Below are 20,452 nucleotides of genomic sequence, written 5' to 3'. Positions count from 1 at the left end.
CGTCGGCCGGTCTTCGTCACCGGCGGTCGCGCTGGGCGGCGATGACGTGCCGCATGGTCTTCCGGGCGCTCGCGGAGCGTTGGGTCGCGGCGGCCAGGGAGGGGAAGAGCGAGCCGAGCGCGCTGGCGAGGCGCAGTTCGAGGGGAGCGACGTTGACTTCGGCGCGGTTGCGCTCGATGGCGGCCAGGACCTGGTCGGCGACCCGCCGTGGGGACACGGTGCGGGCGCCGGTGACGGTGGCACCGGTGGCGGCGAACATGCCCGCCTCGCGGACGAAGCCCGGCTGGATCAGGGAGACGCCGACGCCGGTGCCGTGCAGGTCCTGACGCAGGGACAGGCTGAAGCCGCGCAGGCCGAACTTGGTGGCGTTGTAGAGGGAGGCCCCGGGCGAGGCCGTCCGTCCGGAGATGGACCCGATCATCGCCAGGTGTCCCCGGCCGGCCGCGACCATCGCCGGCGTGAGCAGTCGGGCGAGCAGGACGGGGGCGCGGAGGTTGACGTCCAGCGCGCGGTCGATCTGTTCCTCGGTGTAGTCGAGGAGTTCACCGCTGGAGGGCAGGGCGGCGTTCGCGACGAGGATGTCGACGGGGCCGGCCTCCTCGACCAGGCGCGCCAGGTCGGCGGGATCCGCGAGGTCGGCGGCGATGGCGCGGGCACCGGGAAGAGCCGCGAGCGGTTCGAGTGCCTCCGGGCGGCGGCCGGTGGCGATCACCCGGGCGCCGCGGCCGGCCAGCGCATGGGCGAGGGTGTGGCCGATGCCGCCGGTGGCACCGGTGAGCAGGACGGTTGATCCGGGGACTCTCATGTCGGTTACCTTCCGGTACTGTTCGTTCGAACGAACAGTACCGGAAGGTAACCACGGATCGCACTCTCCTTCGGCCGCGCCTTCGCCCTCGTCCCCGCACCCCCGCACCCCGAGGTCCGCACGGCAACCGTGCGGACCTCGGGGCGCGGGGCCCGGCAGGGCTGGCAGGACCTCTGGCCCCACCTGCGGCAACCCTGACCGGAGCCAGGGGTCCGCCCACGACGAGCGACGGACGGCCCCGCCCGGTGGCGATGGAAGAATGAGCCCGTGCCGAACAACCCTCCCGCCCGGGACCGCATCCTGCGCGCCGCACTGCGCATCATCGGGGACAGCGGCGTGTCCGCGGTGACCAACCGTCGCATCGCCGAGGAAGCCGGTGTCTCCCTGGGCTCCATCACCTACCACTTCGCCACCCAGCGCGATCTGCTGCGCGAGAGCCTCGCGCTGTTCGTCGAGAACGAGACCTGCCGCTTCGCCCAGCTCGCCACCCAGTACCAGGCCGACTCGATCAGCCCCGCGCTGGCCGGCCAGGTGGTCAGCCAGGCGGCTGCCGCCACCGCCTTCGACAGCGAGCACATCGCCTCCTTCGAGCTCTACATCCAGGCCGGCCGCGATCCCGAACTGCGCGGCGCCGCGGCCGCCTGCTTCGCCGCCTACGACCAGCTCGCCGCCTCGATCCTGCGCTCCCTCGGCATCGCCGACACCGACCGCGTCGCCCCCGCCGCCGTAGCCCTGATCACGGGCCTGCAACTGCGCCGCCTGGCCACCGGCGCCCCCGGCGACGACATCGCCGACGCCCTCCTGCTCCTGCTCGGCAACTCCGGCCGACCGACCTGACCCGCGCCCGGCGGCCCGGGACGGGCCACCGAACGCGTTCCCCGGCCGTGCGCGACCGGGCCCCGGGGCCCGTGGGGGACGTCGCAGACCGGGCGGGAGACGTCCGGCCGGCGCGGGTGGCCGTCCGGGTCCCTCGCACCCGGAGCACAGATCCGACCGGAAGGCAAGAGTCTGGCGTCCGAACGACTACACGTCTGTGTAGCGAATCCCGCCCGGCCGCGCGGACCGTCCCGCCACCATCGACGTGGGGGTCCATCGCGTCCCGACACCGGTACGCGCGAAGCGAAAGGCGCCAGGCTTCCATGGCACTCGACGATCCCGACGTCCCGCACACCGTTCCCGGCATCCCGCACGCCACCGCCGGACGCCTGCTGCGCCGACCCGGCCTGTGGGGCTTCCCCACGCTCATCATGATCATCGTGACCACGGTGCTGACGCTCGCCTACATGGGCGGGATCCTCAACCCCACGGGCAACCTGCACCACTTCCCGATGGCCGTGGTCAACCAGGACCAGAGCGTCCGGACCGGCGCCGGACCGCTGGACGCGGGTGAGCTGGACCTCGGCCCGCGGATAGCCCAGGGCATCGCGAGCATGCCCGATCCGGGCCAGCGCGTGCAGTGGCGGGTCATGAGCATGGACCAGGCACAGCGCGAGATGGACAAGGACGCGCTCTACGGCGCCGTGGTCATCCCCGCCGGCTTCAGCGCGGACACCGTCGCGCTGACCCGGACCGCCGACGGCGACGCCGCCCCGCGGCAGCCCGCCCTGGAGCTGCTGACCAATCCACGCTCCGGGAGCATGGCCACCTCCATCGCCCAGGGCATCGGGGACCAGGTGGCCCAGACGGTGTCGCAGCAGGTCGCAGCCACGCTGGCCCAGCACGCCGGGCCCGCCGGCCCCACCGTCCACCGCGTGCCGACCGCCGAGGCGATCCTGCTGGCCGACCCGGTCACCCTGCACACCGTCGAGCACCGTCCGCTCGGCAACCACTCGGGCTTCGGTCTGAGTTCCTTCTACGTCAGCCTGCTGCTGACGCTGACCGCCTATCTGACGGCCGGGTTCATGAGCAGCACCGTGGACTTCGCACTGGGCTACCAGTCCTCCGAGCGCGGGCGGCGCTGGGCCCTCCGGCTGCCCCTGCCGATCACCCGCACCCAGACCCTGCTCGCCAAGATGGCCATGTCGGTGGCCCTCGCACCGGTGACCGCGACCGTCGTGCTGGGCTCCTGCGCCGTGATCCTGCACATGGACACCAGTCACTTCGCACAGTTGTGGATCTACTCGGTGTGCGCCACGATCGCCATCGGCGTCAGCGCCCAGGCGGTGCTCTCGCTGCTCGGCGGCCTCGGCACGCTGGTCGGCATGCTCTTCTTCGTCGCACTGGCCGTGCCGTCCTCCGGTGGTAGCTTCCCGCTCCAGGCCGTTCCCGCCGCCTACCGGTGGCTGGCCGTGTTCGAGCCCATGCGGCAGATCAACGAGGGCGTCCGCTCGCTGCTGTACTTCGACGGCCGGGCCGACGCGGGACTGCTCCGGGCCTGGATCATGATCGCTGTGGGATGCGCCCTGGGCCTCCTGCTGGGGCTGGTCGTCGCCAAGGTCCGCGACCTCCGCGGCCACCAGCGGCTGACGGCCCGCCAGCTCACGGCCGTTCACTCGGCCGCCTCCGCGGCGCCGCTCAAGCCGGCCCGGTCCCACCGCCGGGTCCACCCGGGCCGCGGGCTCACGGCGGCGCTGAGCCTCCTCGTGAAGCCCGGCACGGGTCGGACCACCGGATAGCCCCCTCCGGACGGCCGGAGCCCGGCCGAGCGGCGCCGACGGCACGGGGCTGAGCCCAGCCCGCCAGCCCCTCCCCCGCCGCCACCCGGCCGGCCACCTCGCGGACGCCGCGGCTCGAGGTGGCCGGCCGCTCCCGTCAGAGGTACCCGAGTGCTCCGAACAGCGCCAGCGCCGCCGCGTCCACGCCGAGGATGACGCCGACCGTGAGCGCCTTGGTGCGCACGCGCTTCATGTCGTGGACCCAGAAGCAGACGAGGAAGAAGGGGAGGTACCCGATGAGCCAGATGAGGTAGGGGCAGGACGCCTGCCACCAGGACCAGTCCCAGGTCAGGGCGCCCGCGCGGTGCAGGAGCAGTTCCACCCCGACGCAGAGCGCGGCGTTGACCCCGGCGAGCAGCCAACGGTTGGGTATCCCGATGACGCGCACGGAGGGATCGCGCGGAAGCATCTTCGCGGCCGCGACTCCCATGATGGCGAACATGAAGCAGATCTCGATGTTGAGCCCGATCAGGATCTGGTAGGCCGTCGGCCCGGTGACCCCCCAGACGGGCGCGCGGCCGGTGACGTGGAACACCAGGGCGTTCCACGTCTCGTTGAACCAGTCCATGCCCCAGAACGCGAGCCCGGCGAAGAGGACGTTCCAGTCCCGCCGTTGGATCTCCGACGCGTAGACGTAGATCACCACGAGCAGCAGTGGCACCACGTACCACTGGAACTGGCCGGGGTCACGAAGGTGCTCCAACGCCTCGCGGGCGTGTTCGGTCACTGCCGCCTCCTGGGCTACTGGTCAGTAGCGGAGTATGGCGGCTGGACCGGCGCACGTCCATACGGCGGTCCAGCGAAGTTGGGGGACCGTCAGGTTCCGCCCGTGCGGCGGGAGCCCGGCCCGGCGGGCGCCACCCTGGGGGCGCTGGCGCGGCCGGAGGAGCGGGAGCAGGAGACCGCCGCGCAGGCCGAGACGGCCCGGGAGAGGATCGCGGAGCCGACCGCGCCGCTGGACGGGTTCGACAAGGCCGCCGAGGAGGTCCGGATCACCCACCAGAGGCTGCCGGAGCCGCCCGCTCCACGACCGCCCGTGACCAGGCCGCTTGCTCCCGCCGAAGGCAGAACGGGCGTCAACTCACTTACCCCCTGACGACCCTTGACGGGCACGACCAAGTGCATAACAAACGTTTGGTATGTAGAGTTGCGCGCAACGGACGACCAACCCCGGGACGAGCGGACCGCCGCGGCTCGGCCCGCCAGGCCCGAAGGAGAGCCCGCATGCCCGACCCGGACACCTCGCCACCGTTCACCGCCTCCTCGGACCGGCTGCGGCGGGCCCGCGAGCTGGCCGCCCGCGCCGGGATCGACGCCCTGCTGGTCTCGCCGGGCGCGGACCTGCACTACCTGACGGGCTATCGTGCCGCGCCACTGGAACGGCTCACCTGCCTGGTGCTCCCCGTCGAGGGCCGGCCCTTCCTGCTGGTGCCGGCCCTGGAGGAGCCGGCCGCGCAGACGTCGCCGGCCGCCGGCCTCGACCTGGAGATCGTCAGCTGGCAGGAGACCCAGGACCCGTACGCGCTCGCCGCCACCCGGCTGCCCGCGGTCGCGACGGTCGGCGTCGACAACCGGATGTGGGCCGAGAAGGCGATGGCGTTCCAGGCCGCCCTGCCCGGCAGCCGCCAGGTCCTCGCCGGGCCCGTACTGAGCGAGCTGCGGATGCGGAAGTCGCCGCAGGAGGTGCGGGCCCTGCGGCAGGCGGGCGGGGCGATCGACCGGGTACACGCCCGGATGGCCGAATGGTTGCGGGTGGGGCGCACCGAGCGCGAGATCGGACGGGACATCGCGGAGGCGATTCTCGCCGAGGGACACGTCCAGGTCGACTTCGTGATCGTCGGCTCCGGGCCGAACAGCGCCAGCCCGCACCACGAGCTGTCGGACCGGGTGGTCCGCGCCGGGGACCCGGTCGTCGTCGACATCGGCGGGACCACCGCGGCCGGCTACTGCTCCGACTCCACCCGCTGCTACGTTCTCGGTGAGCCCCCGGCCGAGTATCGCCGCCTGTACGAGGTACTGCTGCGGGCCCAGCGCGCCCAGACCGACGCCGTCCGGCCGGGCATCACCGCCGAGGAACTGGACGCCATCGGCCGGGACGTCATCACGACCGCCGGCTACGGCCCGCAGTTCCTCCACCGCACCGGCCACGGCATCGGCCTGGAGACCCACGAGGAGCCGTACATCGTGGCGGGTTCGGCCAGGCCGCTCGAACCGGGGATGGCGTTCTCGGTCGAACCGGGCATCTACCTGGCCGGACGCTACGGCGCCAGGATCGAGGACATCGTGGTGTGCACTTCCGATGGCGGCGAGCGGCTCAACCGGACATCCCGCGATCTCACCGTCCTCCCCGGCTGACCCAGCCCGGCCCGGGCTGGTGACGTCACCTCGAGGGTCTGCCCGGCCGTGCCGAGGGCGTCGAAGAGCACCGGTCAGGGTACCCCGGTGGCCGGGTCAGCCGAAGGTGAAGGAGTAGGCACTCAGCCCCGGCGAGAGCGTCACCTGAAGTGAACCCCGTTCGGGAGTCGAGCGGTTGAGCAGGGTGTAGATGTTCGGCGCGCCGGAGACGGGGTAGGTCGTGGTCTTCCCGTCGACCGTCGCGGTGATGGTGCCGGTGCCGCCGACGTCGAGGTAGATGTCGTCGGCTTGGTAGTTCAGGGTGATCCCCGCGTTCGCCTTCGCGGTCAGGGACTCGGCGCTCACCGACCAGGTGCCGGTGAGCGCGAACTGGTCGTCGGGGACGGTCGCGGGGTAGTGGAAGGTCGCCGTTCCCGGGGTGAGTGCGGCTTCGCCGGCGTAGGTGGTGGCGCGGGCGGATCCGAGATAGGTCTCCGGGGTCTGCGCGGTGTCGGTGGGCGTGCGGTCGGCGACCTGGGTGGGGACGGGCAGGGTGACACCGGGGTGTGCGGCGGTGAGGAGTTGGCGGATCAGGGACTCGGTGCCGGCGTAGTCGCCCTCGCCGATGGAGACGTAGCGCACCGTGCCCGTCGAGTCGATCAGGTACTCGGCCGGCCAGGACTCGTTGGCGTAGTTGTTCCACGTCGTGTAGTTGTCGTCGAGAGCCACCGGATACCCGATGCCGAGGCGCTTGGCGCCAGCCGCCACGTTCGCCGCGACGTGCTCGAAGGCGTACTCGGGAGTGTGCACCCCGATCACCTGGAGGCCGTCCGCCCGATAGGCGGCGTCCCAGGCCGTGACGTGGGCGATGGCACGCTGACAGTTGATGCAGGAATAGGCCCAGAAGTCGACCAGGACGACTTTTCCCTTCAGCCCGGCGATGGTGAGCGGGGCGCCCTGCGGCGTGTTCAGCCACTGGCTGATACCCGCGATCGGCGGCGCGGCACCGCAGTTCTGCAGGATCCCCGATCCCGCGTTCTGGCCGCACGCGGCCAGGGCGGAACTCTGCGCGGGCGCCGCCAAGACCTTGCTGACACTGCCCGAGTGGTCCACCGCCCGGTCCAGGGCCGCCGTGTAATCCGGGACGTCGCGTTGGAGCGCGTCGGTGACGTTGAAGGTGAGCGCGACGGCGAGCGCGATCACCACCGCCCCCGCGACGACCCGGATCCTGCGCTGGCGGCTGCGGAACACCCGCAGCCGCTCGGCCAGTCCACGTCCGGCCAGCGCGAACAGCAACAACGGCACGGCGGTGCCGACCGCGAAGGCCAGTGTCAGGACCAGCGTCCGCAGACCGACCCGCCCGGTGGCGCCGGCCACGGTGATGGCCGCGAGCACCGGCCCGGCACACGGCACGTACACCGCGCCGAGCGCGAGCCCGAGCACGAACCCACCCCGGTCGACACCGACCCGTCGCTGCGGGATCCGCGAGAACGGCCGCTCCAGCAAGGACTCCAGACGCGGCACCATCATGCCCAGCCCGAGCAGCACCAGCGCCACCAGGCCGGCCCACCGGAACAGATCCTGCGGCACCGGCAGCGCGCTGAGCACGAGCGTCCCCACCAGAGTGAACACCGAGAAGCTCAGGGTCAGCCCAGCCACCACCAGGTACGGCCGCCGGCCGCCCACGCCCGTACCATCCCGGGCGCCCTGCGCCCCGCCGGCCAAGAAGATCACCGGCAGGACCGGCAGGATGCAGGGCGAGATCCCCGTGATCAGACCTCCCACGAGCCCGATCAGAACGAGCGTGATCACAGAGGCCTCCGAGTGGCTGTGCCGAGCGGTGTCACCAGCGTCTGGTGCCGATCACCAGCGTAGATCCGCAGACTGGGAGCCTCCTCGGAATCGGCTCCCAGCTGCCTTACCGCCTTCTTACCGTCTCCTCCTGACGCCGGCGCTTCGGGGTGACGGTGGTGGCCGTACTGCCACGAGCAGCTCCCCGAGGCACCTGGCGCGTTGATCACCTGCGTCGCCACCGCAGCACTCGGGGCCGCCACGGCGATCCTCACCACCTCGAAGGCGGCGTACTCCTGCCTGCCCCGACGGCGCCCAGATCGGCGCGCCGGGCACCATCACCTCGCGATACGGCAACACGGTCGTCATCTCCACCGCCGACGGCTACCTCGACACCCCTTCGGGCACGAGGTCAGCGGCATCGCCGTACCGGACCTGACCGACACCGTGGCCAAGGCCCGGGCCAACGGCGCCCCGGTCCTCTGGGGCCCGTACGCCGGCCAGGGAGGACACAGCGCCATGGTCCGCTTCCCCGGAGGTTTCGTCACCGAGATCCACGACGGCACCCTGCGCTGACCCACGCACCGACCCGGGGCCGGCCCGAACCCCTCGGCGCCGGCCCGGCACCATCGCCCGCACGGCGGTACCCGACCCGCTTCGCGCAGCGTACGGCAGACGGCCTCGCCGCATGCGCGGAGCAACCCCGCCGTGCGGAAGGCCGAGCAACCCCTGTCCCGCATGGTCGCGTTGAGCCGTGCGGGATCGTTGACGAGTCACAACGCGTCCTTCGGCCCCGCCAACTGGACGCCGGCCCATCGCGGCGGTGCGGCCGTACCCGGCGCGTGGGCCAGGAAGCCACTGCGCTCCGAATCGTCGGCCACGACGGGGAACAGGCACCCCGCGCCGCACGGCGCCCACCGCACGCCTCCCGCCGAGGGCACGGAACGCACCGTCCCCGGGTGGAGGCGTGCTTGGCGCGCTCCGTTTCCAGTCCCCGGCCCTGGTCGTGAAGATCCCGGCCCGGAGGCCCGGGTCACCGGTGTGGCCTGCTCAGCCGTCGGTCTGTCGCTGGAGGCCACTGGGAGGTCCGGTCGGGTCCTGGCTGGTGAGGTGGGCACGGGCGTGGGTGCGGAAGGCCGCCACCAGGTGGTTGGGGTCGTGGGCGCGGGTGGCGAGCACGACGTGGCTGGGCTCGACGCCCTCCAGCGGGATCGCGGTGAGGTCCGGGCGCACGGGGTGGAAGGGGGCGATGAACACGGCCTGTCCGGCGGCGACGAGTTCGATCAGGTCCTCGAGCGCTTCGACCAGGGGGCCGTCCGGGGCCCGGCGTCCGTCGGGTCTGGGGTCGATGCGCCAGAAGGCGCTCACCATCGGGTCACAACTCCGCACCTTGGGCAGGGGTTCGTCGGCGATGTCGTCCAGGGTGACCGATTCCTTGCCGGCCAGCCGGTGGTCCAACGGCACCAGCAGGAGGCGGAGTTCGTCGTAGAGGGGGGTCACCTCCAGGCCGTCGGTAGCAAACGGCAGCCGGGTGACCACGGCGTCCACGCGGTGGTCCAGCAGGGCCTGGCGCCGGTCGTGCACGTTCAGGTGACGGGTCGCCACCTCGGCGACGGGGTGTTGGCGGCGCAGTTCGCGCACGGCCGGGGTGATGATGACCCCCGGTGTGTAGCCGATGGTGATGCGGTCGGGCCGTGCGGCGGCGCGGGTGCGTGCCGCGGCCTGGTCGGCACAGCGCAGCAGCGCGGTGGCGAGCGGGAGGAAGACCTCGCCTGCCTGGGTGAGGTGGTTGCCGTGCGGCGTGCGCTCGAACAGAGGGGTGCCGAGCTGCTGTTCAAGGCGGCGGATCTGCCGACTCAGGGACGGCTGGGTGGTGTACAGCACCTGGGCGGCGCGGCCGAAGTGCCGGTATTCGGCCACGACGGTGAAGCACCGCACCAGACGCAGGTCGAAGGGCACGCGAAATGGTGGTGATTCGTACATTGTTTCGATCTGATCCCCCGTTAGAGTTCTGATATTGCCTCAAGTACCCCTACGAACAGAGCGATACGCACGGCGCATCGGCCCATACAGAACAGTCAATAGACCTGACATGTTCCGTGGCCGCACAGTAGGACCGTCGTCCGGACGGTATCCGGAGCCACCGGCGGGCCGATCCTCGGACGGCCGGCGGCTGGCGCCGGCCCGGCCGCGCACTTCGAGTCGAGCGCACGGCGTTGCGTTTCGCAGCGGCCTGGAAGGAGACCCCGTGGCGCACCTGGCGGACCGGAGCACGGCCACTCCCCTCGCCACCCTGGCGACCGTCGGACCCGCGACGTCCGGCCCCGCTGGAATCGCGTCGACGGTGACCGCCGAGCCGAACATCAACGTGGCCACCCGCAACGGTGGTGACTGCCTCAGTCCTCGGGACGCCCCGTTGATCCTCCACCCCGGCATCGCACGCGGGGTGCCGCCCGTCCGCGGACGTGTCGGCATGGTGCACCACGCCGCGCGGGCGCCCGGCCGACGGGCACAACGCCGCCTGACAGCACCCCTGCCTGACGCCCGACGCGCAGGCCGGGCGGCACGGCTCCCGACCTGACCTCCGACGAGATCTCGGACAACGAGCCGGGCCGGGGGGGCTGCTCCGTTGTCTTCTCGGCGAGTGCCACCGGGGGGCCGGGCAAAAAGCCGAGGGATCCTCATGGATATGGACCAGGGTAAATCAGACGCCTCGGGAGAGATCGAAATGGGAAATGGGGCCGGCGGACCGGAAAATGGAGCTGATCGATCCGAATCGGAGGTGGTCGAGGCGGTCTCGCCGCCGAATTCCACGGGCGGGGTAACCCCGGATGTATTCACGCTTACCGGCGGGGCCGTCGAGGCGGCCGTCCGCGAGGCGCTGGCCCAGCTCTCACGTCAGGCCAAGGAACAGGCGACCAGGGTCGCGGCCACGACGCCCGCCCCCGAGGCGCCCGACACCGGCTCCCGGAGCTGCGGCTGCGTCACGTACATACGCGAGTTACCGACCATCAACCGGACCATCCAGGAGGCGCTGACCAACGCCCGGCAGGAGATCCTCACCGCCCAGCCGGACGGACCACGGCCGCGCGCGGTCCTGGACGACGCGCTGGAGTCGGTGCGGCGGCAGATCAGCGCCGGCGTCTCGATGCGCACGCTCTACCAGCACACCACCCGGTTCGACGAGGCCACCAAGGACTACGTCCGGACCGTGACCGGCTACGACGTCCAGGTGCGGACCCTGGCCGAGTTCTTCGACCGACTGATCGTCATCGACCGGGCCACCGCGTTCATCCCGGCGAACGACGACCGCACCGAGGCCGCGATGATCACCGAGCCGGCCGTCGTCCGGTTCCTCAGCGACGTCTTCGAGCGCTCCTGGGACCGCGCCGAGCCGTTCCCCTTCGTGCCGACCCACTCCGCCCAGGCCGCCCCCGAGGTGGTCCCGTCCATCCGGGAGTCCATCCAACGGCTGCTGGTGGAGGGCCTCCCGGACAAGGTCATCGCCCGCCGCCTGGGCATCAGCGAACGGACGCTCGAGGCCCACGTGGCACACATCAAGGACAGCCTGGGCGCCCGGAACCGGCTGCACCTGGGCTACCTGCTGGGCCGCAGCGAGACCGTCCTGGTGCTGTGAGACCCGTGCCGTGACAGCCGGCGCGGCGGTGAAGCGGTCCGGGATGCCGCCTTCGGCGGAGCCGAGCACGCGACCACACGGCGTGGCAGCGGGCGGACCCGTCACTCCGGCCGCGCGACCGCGCGCAGGTAGGCCTCGGCGAAGAGTTCGCAGACCTCGTTCACGGGTGGGAGGTCGACGCCCCGCACGGGGTCGAGGACGGGTCGCAGGAGGATGTGGGTGACGATCGGGCCCAGCAGGAGCTGGACCAGGACCGGGAGTGGCAGCCGTCGCATCCGGCCCGCCTCCACGTGCGGCATCAGGAGCCGGGCGAGGCTGTCGAACAGGCGCGGGAGGTACGCCCGCATCGCTCGCGCGGCGGGCCCGTCCGGCCGGCTGAAGAGGTCCGCGAAGATCGCCGGGAGCACGCGCGGCTCGCGGTCGAACGCCGTGATCATGGCTCGGCAGAGAGCCCGCACGGTGTCCTCCAGGTGCTCCGGCGGGTCGGCGGCCAGGGTCTCCAGGTCGAGCAGCGGGCCGTAAAGTTCGTAGACGGCGCCGAGCAGGCCGTCCCGGCCGTCGAAGACCGTGTGCAGGCTGGGGAGCGAACACGCGGCCCGCTCCGCGACGGCGTCCAGGGTCACCGCGCCGAGGCCCCGCTCGGCGACGAGCTGCGCCGCCGCCTCGATCGCGCGCTCGCGGACCGGCCGCCGGCCGCCGGGGTCGACGCCTGCCCGCCGGACCGCCTCGTCCAGCGCGGCCCGGGAGCCGCCCAGCCGGCGCAGCAGCGTGCTGCGGGAGACGCCGGCCGCCGCGGCGATCGCCGTCAGCGGGACGTCCGCGACGTCCCGGCCGCGTTCCCTCGCCGCCGTCAGGGCGGCGGCCACCAGGTCCCGCATCTGTTCGTGCTCCTGCATGTGCTACATGATACGGCTTGACACCTGAGACCGTTCCAAAGACTCTGTATATGAGAGTTCCAACAGGAACGAGGGGAGAGTGCCATGAGCGTCGTCATCTCCGGGGGTGGACCGGCCGGCATGATGCTGGGCCTGCTGCTGGCGCGGGCCGGAATCGAGGTGACCGTGCTGGAGAAGCACGGCGACTTCCTGCGCGACTTCCGCGGCGACACCGTCCACGCGTCCACCGTGCGGCTGATGGACGAGCTGGGTCTGGGCCGGAAGTTCGCCGCGCTGCCGCAGAGCAGGCTGGGCAACATGGAGGTGCCCACGGCGGACGGCGGCCGGGTGCGGCTGACCGACTTCGCGGCCCTGCCCGCGCCGTACAACTACATCGCGATGATCCCGCAGTGGGACCTGCTCAACCTGCTCGCCCAGGAGGCCCGGCGGGAGCCGTCGTTCACCCTGCGGATGAACACCGCGGCGACCGGGCTGATCCGGGAGGGCGGCAAGGTCGTCGGCGTCCGCTACCACACCCGGGACGGCGAGGAGGGCGAGATCCGCGCCACCCTCACCGTCGCGGCCGACGGCCGCCACTCCGCGCTGCGCCAGGACGCCGGTCTGGTGCCCCAGGAGTTCCCGGTCCCGTTCGACACCTGGTGGTTCCGGCTGCCCAGGCACCTCGCGGAGCAGACCCAGGAGCCCCGGCTGGTCCCCGCGTTCCGGGCCGGCGAGTTCGCGCTGAGCATCACCAGGACCGACTACTTCCAGATCGCCTACTTCACCACGAAGGGGTCCGACGCCCGCCTGCGCGCCGAAGGCGTCGAACGCTTCCGGGCGCGGATCGCCGACCTGATGCCGCAGTACGCGGACCGGGTCGACCAACTGCCGAGCATGGACGACGTCCACCTGCTCGACGTCCGACTCAACCGGCTTCCGCACTGGTACGCCGACGGCCTCCTGTTCATCGGCGACGCCGCCCACGCGATGTCCCCGGCCGGCGGAGTGGGGATCAACCTCGCCATCCAGGACGCGGTCGCGGCGGCCACGCTGCTCGCCGAACCGCTGCGCCGGGGCCGGCTGACCACCGCCGACCTGGCGAAGGTCCAACGGCGGCGGTGGCGGCCCGTGGTGATCCTGCAGCGCGTGCAACTGATGCTGCACGACGGGCTCTTCGCCCCGGTCCTCACCGGCCGCCGGATCGGCCCACCCACCTCGATGGTCCTGGCCACCCGGTACCTCCCCGGGTTCCGGCAACTCCCCTCCCGCCTGGTCGCGTTGGGCCCGCGCCCGGAGCACGCCCCGGCCTTCGCCCGGCGCTCCCCGGCGGAGCCGGCCAGGGCGTAGGCGCCGCCGGTCCCGCGAGCGCCGGGCCGGCCCGTGAACGTGGGCTTGCCGGTCCGGCGCACCGGTCGGTCCGGCCGTGGGGGCCCCGGGCGGGGGGGCCCCCCCCCCCCCGGGGGGGCGGGCGCCCCCCCCGGGGGCCCCCCGCGCGCGCGGGGGCGGTGGCCCCCCGGGGCCCCGGGGGTGTGGGGGGGGGGGGGGCCGGGCCGGGGGGGGGGGGGCGCGGGCCGGGGGGGGGGGGCGGGGGGCCCCCCCCGGGGGGCGGGGGGGGCGCCCCCGGGGGGGCCGCCCCCCCCCCCCCGCCGCGGTTCAGCCGGCCGCGACCTCGTGGGCACGCCAGGTCGCGCGGACGAGTTCCCGCTCGGCCGCCGTGAGATGGACGGCGGTCGCGAGCCAGCTCTCGGCGTACCGGTCGGCGCCGGCGTCACCGAGCCGTCCGAAGACGTCGCGCCGGCGCCGGTCAGCCTCGGCCGCGAGGGCGGTGGTGAGCTCGGCGGCGGTCTGGAAACCGGTGCGCCGCAGAGCCGTCGCGTCCGTACGGGCGCCGCCGCCGCGCTGCGACTCGGCGAGGGCGCGGCGCCCGCCGGCGAGGGCGAGCTCCACCTGGCGGCGCACCCGCCACAGCGGGGAGTCGCCCAGTGGGTCGGGCGCCGCCGCGATCACCGGCTGGTCCGGGGCACACTCCTCGGCGGCGGGCAGGTGCGTGCCCTGGAGCAGGTCGTAGCCGAGGTCCGCACGCCCCTGCCACTCGGGCGGCAGCCTGAGCGTGGCCGTGGCCCCCGGCAACGGTGCGAGCGCCAGCGGGCGCAGGGTGGCGGCCCGGTCGGCGTCCACCCGGGCGAGTGCCCGCACCCGCAGGCCCGGACGGGCCGCGAGCTTCGCGAGGTTGGCGGTGTGCGCCAGGTCCGGGTGGCGGTTGGCGGCGACCAGCCGGATCAGGGGGCCGCGCGCCCGCCCCGTCACCGGGTCGAGCTCGCGGGCGAGCACGCTGTCGGCGTCGGCACCGAGGACGACCAGGTCGCAGCCGACGGGCCGACGAACTCGCTCGGTCCGCTCCGGATCCGCGAGCGGGCCGTCGGCGAGGCGCTCGGCCACGGCCTCGGCCAGCGGTCTGGCGAACAGCGCCGCCAGGGGGCCCGAGCCCCAGTCCAGCCCCGCCACCGGGTTGGCGCGCACGCCACGGCCGGAGCCCAGCCGGCCGTCCGCCGAGACGGTCGCGCCCGAGATCAGCAGACCGCCCCGGGAGAGCTGCGCGTGGTCCAGCGCCGCCGCCCCCACCGAGACGGGGGCGGTGCCGGCGCCGCGGGCACGAGCCGCACCGCCCGGCTTGACGTCGGCGACCGACATCCACCGGCCGTCCTCGGTGACCAGATGGGTCACCACTCCCCCGTAGCCGGTGGCGGTCAGCACCGGCTCACGGCACACCCCGTACACCCGCAGGGCGCCGCCCGGCTGGTAGGCGCGGCGTGCGCCGCCGAGCAACGACCGGTCCACCGAGCCGGAGCGGAGCAGCGCGGTGACGAGCAGGAGCTCGCGCAGCGCGGCGGCCAGATCCGCGGTGCGGTGGCTGCTGTGGCGGGCGCGGGCGCCGCGCAGCCCGCGGACCGCGCGCAGGGCGGCGGCCTCCGCGCGGTGCAGATCGGCCAGCCGGGCGGTGTGGGCCGCGCGCAGCAGCTCGGCCTGCGCGACGGCCCCGGCCCCGGGCACGCCCGCGGCGAGGGCGGCCGCGGCGGCGGCCCACAGCTCGGCGGCGGCCGCGGTCTGGGCGGACGTCGGCTCGACGACGTCCGGCTCCGGCGCCTGCTCCCTGGCTGGCGCGGCGGTCACCTGGGCGGCCTCGAGCCGGCCACCGTCGGCCTGCGCGTCGTCGGGTGCGCCCGGTTCGCCCGGTGTGGCGCCGTCGGCGGCCGGTGGGTCGGCGATCGGGCAGCAGCCGAGCACCGCCGCCCGGTGCAGGCAGCGCGGCGCGAGCAGGCAACCGCACCGCGCCTGCCCCTCCTCGGTGACCACGCCGGTGGGGCCGGGCACCAGGGTGACCAGGGCGTCCTCGCCGCACCGGACGGTGACACCCGGGCCGTCGGGAGCGGGCTCGACGGGCAGCGCGGCGTACTGCCCGATCGCCGCGTCGAGCTTCCTGCGCAGCCGGGACGTCAGCAGCTCGACCGTGGCTGCCAACAGTTCGGGTGCGACGGGGGGCAGTTGGAGGTCATCGGTGGCGGTCATCGGGTTTCTCCACGCAGGCGCTCGCCCACCCAGCGGGCGAGGGCGAGGGGGCTGAGGGCGGCCACCGGCATGCCGGCGGCGACGAGCTGACGGGCGATCGGCACCGAGTAGCGCGGGGTGCCACGGTCGTCCAGCGCCGCGCAGCCCAGCAGGTGCACCCCGGAGGAGGCCAGCGCCCGGACCTCGCCGAGCAGGCCGCCCAGGGGGTAACCCTCCTCGAAGTCGCTGACGACCACCACGAGGGTCCGGCTGGGCACGGTGACCAGCGATCGGGCGTGGGCGAGCGCGGCGGCGATGTGGGTGCCGCCGCCGACCCGGACCTCCAGCAACAGCGACAGCGGGTCGCGGACCCGGTCGGTGAGGTCGGCGATCTGGGTCGAGAAGGCCAGGAAGTGCGTGGACAGGGTCGGCACGCCGCCCAGTACCGCCGCGGTGAGGGCGGACCAGATGACCGAGGCCTCCATCGATCCGGAGACGTCGACCACCAGGATCAGCCGCCAGTCGGCCTCCCGTCGCGAGCGGGTGCTGAACACCGGCTGCTCCGGCACGACGACCGTCCGGCCGTCCGTGAGGCGCCGGGTGTGGGCCAGGTTGGCCCGCAGGGTGCGCGGCAGGTCGATCCGGCCTCCCGGACGGCGGGTCGGCCGCGCGCTGGCCAGGCCGGTCAGGGCGGGGCGCAGCCTGGTGGCGAGCTCGCGGGCGAGTTCGTCGACCAGGCGGCGCACCAGTGGACGCAGCCGCTCGAGCTGGTGCTCGGGCATGCCGCCGGCCAGGTTGAGCACGGAGGTCAGCAGTTCCATCGAGGGGCGGACGGACGTCGGGTCGAGCTCGGCGAGCACGTCGGTGCGGCCCGAGTCCACGGCGGCGGCGAGCACTTCCTCACGGACGTCCGCGCCGAACAGCGCCTCGAGTTCCTTCGACCACTCGCGGGCGGTGGGGAAGGACTCCTGCTGACCGCCACCGGCGCCGGACCCGCCGCCGAGGTCGGCGGAGCCCTCGCCGCGGCCCGCGCCGTAGAGCTCGTCCAGGGCCTGCGCGTAGCGGCGGGCGCCCGCGGGCAGGCGCTCCGGTTCCCGGCCGAGCAGCAGTCGCCAGCGGTCGGCCGTCGGGAGTCGCCGCGGTGCGGCGGTACCCGCGGGCCAGGCCGGCTCGGCCGTGGCGAGTGGGGCGGGCGCGGCCTGGGTGGGCTCGGCCGCCGCCCCGGCTGCCGGGGCTCCGGTCCCGACCGGGGTGGTGCCCGGCAGACCGAGGGCCGCGAGGGCCTCGGCGGCGGCGCTGTCCGCCGCCGTCCACAGGGCGATCAACTCGGCCGGTGCCGCGAGCGTCAGATCGAGGCGCTCGCCGAGGTGTTCGGTGACGGTGTCCAGCAGCCGCCCGCGCCCGGTGGGGCTGAGCGCGTCGAAGCCGGCCCGCAGCGCGGGCAACCGCCGCAGGAACGCGCGGTCGGGCAGGACGTCGATCCGCTCGAGCAGCGGGCCGAGGGCACCGGGCGCGTACTGCAGCAGCGGGCCCGCGGCCGTCAGCAGCCCGGCCAGCAGCCGGGCGAGCCGGCGCCGGCCCTCGGGGTCGGCTGCCGAGTCGACCCAGCCCGCCGCCCGGGCGCCGAGCTGGTCGGCGGTGTCCAGGTCGAGCAGGACGCGGCACGCGAGGGCCGCGCCCTGGAGGAGCGGTGAGCCCGTCCGGGCCAGGGCGGCGAGCGCGTCCTCCATGCGCAGCCCGAGCCGGTCCTCGCCGGCCCGGGTGGCGAGGGCGACCAGGGCGGCGGCGTCCGCCGGGTCCTCGCTGCCGGCGAGGCCGGGCAGGCCGCGGACGGCCGCGTCCAGCAGGGTGCCGGCCAGTTCGGTGGCCCGGGCCCGGCTGTGCTCGGTGGTGCCGGGCAGGTGGGCGACCCGCAGTGCCTCCAACAGGTCCAGCGCGTCGAGGAGTTCGGGCAGGGTCGCCGAGACGGGCAGCAGCCTCTCGGCCTCGGCCAGGTACTCGGCCACCAGGGCCGGCAGGTCACAACGGGCGGCGGCGCGCAGCCCGTCGAGCAGCTGGACGCAGGTCGGCCCGCCGTCCGCGGCCTGGCCGCGCGCGGTCTGGCGCAGGGTGCCGGCGGCGGCGAGCTCGGCGGTGACCCCGCGCACGCCGGCCAGGTCGAGCCGGGCGGCCACGGACGGGGTCCAGGCCATCCGCCAACGGGTGGTCAGCGCGGAGGCGTCACCCGTGCCGGACACCTCCAGTGCCCTGCCGTAGCCGACACCCAGGACGGCGAGTCGCTGCAGCAGCACCTCGCGGCGCCCGTCCAGCGCGGAGCGCAGCGGGTCGAGCCGCAGCTCGCGGGAGTCGGGGTCGTCCGGGCTGGGCAGGCGCAGGGCCACGAGTTCGGACTCCATCGACGGGCCGAGGCCGGAGCGCGGGGTGCCGGGGGCGAGCCGGCCGCGGTCGGCGCCGACCAGCACGGTCCCGAGGGCCTTGGCGAGAGCCCGGCCGCGGCCGAGCGGCTCGCCCTGCCCGAGGACGGCCGCGACCGCCTCCAGGAGTTCGCCACGGCCGGGGGCCGGCAGGCCGCGCAGCCGGGCGAGATCGCAGGCCAGTCGCAGGGTCTCGGCGGCCTCGCCGGTGCCGGCCGGATGTCCGGCCGCGCGCAGCTCGCGGCATACCTCGGTGATCGCCCGGGCCGCCGCCTCGTGGAGCTGCCGCGGATCGCCCTGTGCGGTGAGCACGGCCTGCTGCCACCGCGGGTCGCGGATGCCCGCCGGGTAACCGGACCGGGCGTCGAGGAGATCGAAGGTGTACGGGACGAGGGAGGTGACCGGTCCGCCGTCGGCCGGCGCCGGCGCGGTGGACGGGACCTCGGCCGGCGGCTCCGCGCGGAGCGCGGGGGTGTGGAAGGCGCCGACGACCGCGGCGACGCGGGCCCCGCCGGCCGCTGCCCGGCCGATCACCCGGCGCATGTGCGCCTCGCGGGCGAGATCCTCGGCGGGCACTCCGGCCCGCCCGGCGGAGTCCCGGCGCAGCGCCCAGCCGACGGCCAGCGCGGCGCGGCGTACCGCCTCCGGGGTGCTGCCGGGGGCCCGCACCTCGACCGAGCGGTCCCACAGGTCGTCACCGTCGCGACCGGTGCCGGCAGCCCGGAGGGCGTCCGCGTACCCGGTGCCGGTGGGGCGTTCGCCGGCGTCGGTGTCCGGGCCCGGCGCGGTCCAGCCCTTGTCGGCGAGCGGCAGGTCGCAGCAGACCACCTCGACGCCGTGCTCGCGGGCCCAGCGGATCGCGGCGAGCTCGGGCGAGAAGTCGGCGAACGGGTAGAAGCCGAGCCGTCCGTCACCGTCCGCCCCGGCGAGGGCGACCGGGGCCAGTGTGCCGGGGTCGGCGAGGTGCGGGAGCCACCGCTGGAAGTCGGCCGGCAGTTCCACGCAGAGCACCCGTGGGGCGGCCTCGTCGAGCAGCGCCGGCAGCACGGCGGCCAGGGCCGGGCTGTGGTGCCGGACGCCGATCAGGTACGGCCGTGCGCAGGTGGCGAGCGACTCGACCGCCTGGCGCGGATCGGCCGGGTCCGGGGAGGTACGGAGGTCGGTCAACGCAGGTTCTCCCGCAGGTCCCACAGGCGGCGCCACAGGGCCGAGCCGTCCTCGGCGCGGCGGCGCACCGGTCCGTCCCAGTAGCCCAACAGGCGGGCGTGGTCGGCCGGGTCGTCCTTGCGGACCGCGCCGAGCAGGTGGCCGGGGACGAGGTCGAGGGCGTCGCCGCCGGGCAGGTAGGCGCGGGCCAGACCGAGCGAGGCGGCGACGTGGACGGCCTCGGCGGTGGACATCACCGTGCCGGGCCGCTCGACGTCCCAGCCCTCGGCCGAGCGGCCGGTGCGCAGGTCACGGAAGACGGTGACCAGGACGTCGAGCACCGCGTCGTCCACGCCGAAGGCGGCCCCCGCGCGCCGCACGGCAGCGGTGGCCTGGGTGCGGACCAGCCGCGTCTCGGCGTCCGCGTCGGCGATCGGGTGCACCGTCTCGAAGTTGAAGCGCCGCTTGAGGGCCGCGGACATCTCCGACACGCCGCGGTCGCGCAGGTTGGCGGTGGCGATCACGGTGAAGCCGGGTACGGCGGCGACCGTGGCCCCGGGGGTGCCGGCGAGCTCCGGCACGCTCACCCGCCGGTCGGAGAGGATCGACACCAGGGCGTCCTGCACCTCCGGCAGGCAGCGGGTGACCTCCTCGATCCGGGCGACCTTGCCGCTGCGCATCGCGGTCATCACGGGCGAGGCGACCAGCGCCTGCGGGGTGGGGCCCTGGGCGAGCAGCAGCGCGTAGTTCCAGCCGTAGCGGAAGGCGTCCTCGGTGGTGCCGGCGGTGCCCTGCACGGTCAGCTCGCTCGTGCCGCTCACCGCCACCGACAGCAGCTCGGAGAGCATCGACTTGGCGGTGCCGGGCTCACCGACCAGCAACAGGCCGCGTTCACCGGCCAGGGTGACCACGCAGCGCTCCACCAGGGCGCGCTCACCGACGAACTTCGGCGCGACGACCAGCTTCGCCGGCAGCGCGCCGGCCTTGCGGCGCTTGGGCGGCAGGGTGAGCGCCTCGCCGTCGCTGCCGCACACGAAGGTCACCACCGCGCTCGGGGTCAGCGCCCAGCCGGGCGGGCGGGGGCCGTCGTCGTACGCGGCGAGGAAGGCGAGTTCCGCCGCGTGGCGCTCCTCGGCCGGCGGGATCTGCCGGGCCTGCGGGGCTGTCTGATCGGTCGTGGGGCTCATGGTGTCGGTCCTTGGATCCGTCGGAGAAGGGGTCGGGGGCAACCGGGTGCGGCACGGCGACGT

The 20,452-nt window shown here is 74.4% G+C and carries 15 protein-coding genes; 7 read left to right on the top strand and 8 right to left on the bottom strand.

Going from position 1 to position 20,452, the window contains the following annotated elements:
• Positions 1 to 16 precede the first annotated feature (16 nt).
• Positions 17 to 805 (bottom strand): SDR family NAD(P)-dependent oxidoreductase, encoded by a 789-nt coding sequence (locus ACIGXM_RS15370; protein ID WP_396560913.1) that lies wholly within the window; start codon positions 803 to 805, stop codon positions 17 to 19.
• Between the two features lie 267 nt (positions 806 to 1,072).
• On the opposite strand from ACIGXM_RS15370, the gene ACIGXM_RS15365 reads away from it, so the two are divergent.
• Positions 1,073 to 1,642, top strand: a complete 570-nt coding sequence (locus ACIGXM_RS15365) for a TetR/AcrR family transcriptional regulator (protein WP_396560911.1) — start codon at positions 1,073 to 1,075, stop codon at positions 1,640 to 1,642.
• Positions 1,643 to 1,944: 302 nt separating this feature from the next.
• Complete coding sequence (locus ACIGXM_RS15360; protein WP_396560910.1) at positions 1,945 to 3,420, top strand: DUF3533 domain-containing protein; 1,476 nt, start codon at positions 1,945 to 1,947, stop codon at positions 3,418 to 3,420.
• Positions 3,421 to 3,556: 136 nt separating this feature from the next.
• On the opposite strand, the gene ACIGXM_RS15355 is transcribed toward ACIGXM_RS15360, so the two are convergent.
• A complete protein-coding gene (locus ACIGXM_RS15355; protein ID WP_396560908.1) occupies positions 3,557 to 4,186 on the bottom strand; it encodes a hypothetical protein in 630 nt (209 codons plus the stop codon).
• A 102-nt stretch (positions 4,187 to 4,288) separates the two neighbouring features.
• Between ACIGXM_RS15355 and ACIGXM_RS15350 the strand changes: the two genes are divergently transcribed.
• Complete coding sequence (locus ACIGXM_RS15350; protein WP_396560906.1) at positions 4,289 to 4,555, top strand: hypothetical protein; 267 nt, start codon at positions 4,289 to 4,291, stop codon at positions 4,553 to 4,555.
• 128 nt (positions 4,556 to 4,683) lie between these two features.
• The gene (locus ACIGXM_RS15345) at positions 4,684 to 5,814 is read left to right on the top strand and encodes a M24 family metallopeptidase (protein ID WP_396560904.1); all 1,131 of its coding nucleotides are present in this window, start codon (positions 4,684 to 4,686) and stop codon (positions 5,812 to 5,814) included.
• A 96-nt stretch (positions 5,815 to 5,910) separates the two neighbouring features.
• On the opposite strand, the gene ACIGXM_RS15340 is transcribed toward ACIGXM_RS15345, so the two are convergent.
• Positions 5,911 to 7,605 (bottom strand): cytochrome c biogenesis protein DipZ, encoded by a 1,695-nt coding sequence (locus ACIGXM_RS15340; RefSeq protein ID WP_396560903.1) that lies wholly within the window; start codon positions 7,603 to 7,605, stop codon positions 5,911 to 5,913.
• 201 nt (positions 7,606 to 7,806) lie between these two features.
• Between ACIGXM_RS15340 and ACIGXM_RS15335 the strand changes: the two genes are divergently transcribed.
• On the top strand, positions 7,807 to 8,160 hold the full coding sequence (locus ACIGXM_RS15335; protein ID WP_396560901.1) for a VOC family protein: 354 nt from the start codon (positions 7,807 to 7,809) through the stop codon (positions 8,158 to 8,160).
• 474 nt (positions 8,161 to 8,634) lie between these two features.
• On the opposite strand, the gene ACIGXM_RS15330 is transcribed toward ACIGXM_RS15335, so the two are convergent.
• Entirely contained in the window at positions 8,635 to 9,567 is a 933-nt protein-coding gene (locus ACIGXM_RS15330) for a LysR family transcriptional regulator (RefSeq protein WP_396560899.1), read from the bottom strand.
• A 799-nt stretch (positions 9,568 to 10,366) separates the two neighbouring features.
• Here ACIGXM_RS15330 and ACIGXM_RS15325 point away from each other — a divergent pair.
• Positions 10,367 to 11,221: a LuxR C-terminal-related transcriptional regulator gene (locus tag ACIGXM_RS15325; protein WP_396560897.1), complete on the top strand. Its 855-nt coding sequence runs from the start codon at positions 10,367 to 10,369 to the stop codon at positions 11,219 to 11,221.
• A gap of 101 nt (positions 11,222 to 11,322) precedes the next feature.
• Here the strand turns inward: ACIGXM_RS15325 and ACIGXM_RS15320 are convergent, their stop codons facing one another.
• On the bottom strand, positions 11,323 to 12,117 hold the full coding sequence (locus tag ACIGXM_RS15320) for a TetR/AcrR family transcriptional regulator (protein ID WP_396560895.1): 795 nt from the start codon (positions 12,115 to 12,117) through the stop codon (positions 11,323 to 11,325).
• Between the two features lie 84 nt (positions 12,118 to 12,201).
• Between ACIGXM_RS15320 and ACIGXM_RS15315 the strand changes: the two genes are divergently transcribed.
• A complete protein-coding gene (locus ACIGXM_RS15315) occupies positions 12,202 to 13,443 on the top strand; it encodes an FAD-dependent oxidoreductase (RefSeq protein WP_396560893.1) in 1,242 nt (413 codons plus the stop codon).
• A gap of 306 nt (positions 13,444 to 13,749) precedes the next feature.
• Here the strand turns inward: ACIGXM_RS15315 and ACIGXM_RS15310 are convergent, their stop codons facing one another.
• Genes ACIGXM_RS15310 through ACIGXM_RS15300 form a run of 3 tightly spaced genes read right to left on the bottom strand, consistent with a single transcriptional unit; the run spans position 13,750 to position 20,389 of the window.
• Positions 13,750 to 15,663, bottom strand: coding sequence for a hypothetical protein (locus tag ACIGXM_RS15310; protein ID WP_396560892.1), 1,914 nt, complete (start codon positions 15,661 to 15,663; stop codon positions 13,750 to 13,752).
• The gene (locus ACIGXM_RS15305; protein WP_396560890.1) at positions 15,660 to 19,223 is read right to left on the bottom strand and encodes a DUF5682 family protein; all 3,564 of its coding nucleotides are present in this window, start codon (positions 19,221 to 19,223) and stop codon (positions 15,660 to 15,662) included. The genes ACIGXM_RS15310 and ACIGXM_RS15305 overlap by 4 nt, the downstream gene beginning before the upstream one ends.
• Positions 19,220 to 20,389 carry an AAA family ATPase gene (locus ACIGXM_RS15300; RefSeq protein ID WP_396560888.1) on the bottom strand — a complete coding sequence of 390 codons (1,170 nt, stop codon included), beginning with the start codon at positions 20,387 to 20,389 and terminating at the stop codon, positions 19,220 to 19,222. Before ACIGXM_RS15300 ends, ACIGXM_RS15305 begins: the two co-directional genes overlap by 4 nt.
• Positions 20,390 to 20,452 lie beyond the last annotated feature (63 nt).

This window comes from Kitasatospora sp. NPDC052896 (genome assembly GCF_044547075.1).
Lineage (GTDB): Bacteria > Actinomycetota > Actinomycetes > Streptomycetales > Streptomycetaceae > Kitasatospora.
Note: the sequence above shows the minus strand (reverse complement) of the source record. Positions and strands in the feature narration are given on the sequence as shown.

What these genes read in the sequence shown, in the direction of transcription:
- ACIGXM_RS15370 (WP_396560913.1), bottom strand. Translation starts at nt 805, where the DNA reads ATGAGAGTCCCCGGATCAACCGTCCTGCTCACCGGTGCCACCGGCGGC.
- ACIGXM_RS15360 (WP_396560910.1), top strand. Translation starts at nt 1,945, where the DNA reads ATGGCACTCGACGATCCCGACGTCCCGCACACCGTTCCCGGCATCCCG.
- ACIGXM_RS15345 (WP_396560904.1), top strand. Translation starts at nt 4,684, where the DNA reads ATGCCCGACCCGGACACCTCGCCACCGTTCACCGCCTCCTCGGACCGG.
- ACIGXM_RS15330 (WP_396560899.1), bottom strand. Translation starts at nt 9,567, where the DNA reads ATGTACGAATCACCACCATTTCGCGTGCCCTTCGACCTGCGTCTGGTG.
- ACIGXM_RS15320 (WP_396560895.1), bottom strand. Translation starts at nt 12,117, where the DNA reads ATGCAGGAGCACGAACAGATGCGGGACCTGGTGGCCGCCGCCCTGACG.
- ACIGXM_RS15315 (WP_396560893.1), top strand. Translation starts at nt 12,202, where the DNA reads ATGAGCGTCGTCATCTCCGGGGGTGGACCGGCCGGCATGATGCTGGGC.
- ACIGXM_RS15310 (WP_396560892.1), bottom strand. Translation starts at nt 15,663, where the DNA reads ATGACCGCCACCGATGACCTCCAACTGCCCCCCGTCGCACCCGAACTG.
- ACIGXM_RS15300 (WP_396560888.1), bottom strand. Translation starts at nt 20,389, where the DNA reads ATGAGCCCCACGACCGATCAGACAGCCCCGCAGGCCCGGCAGATCCCG.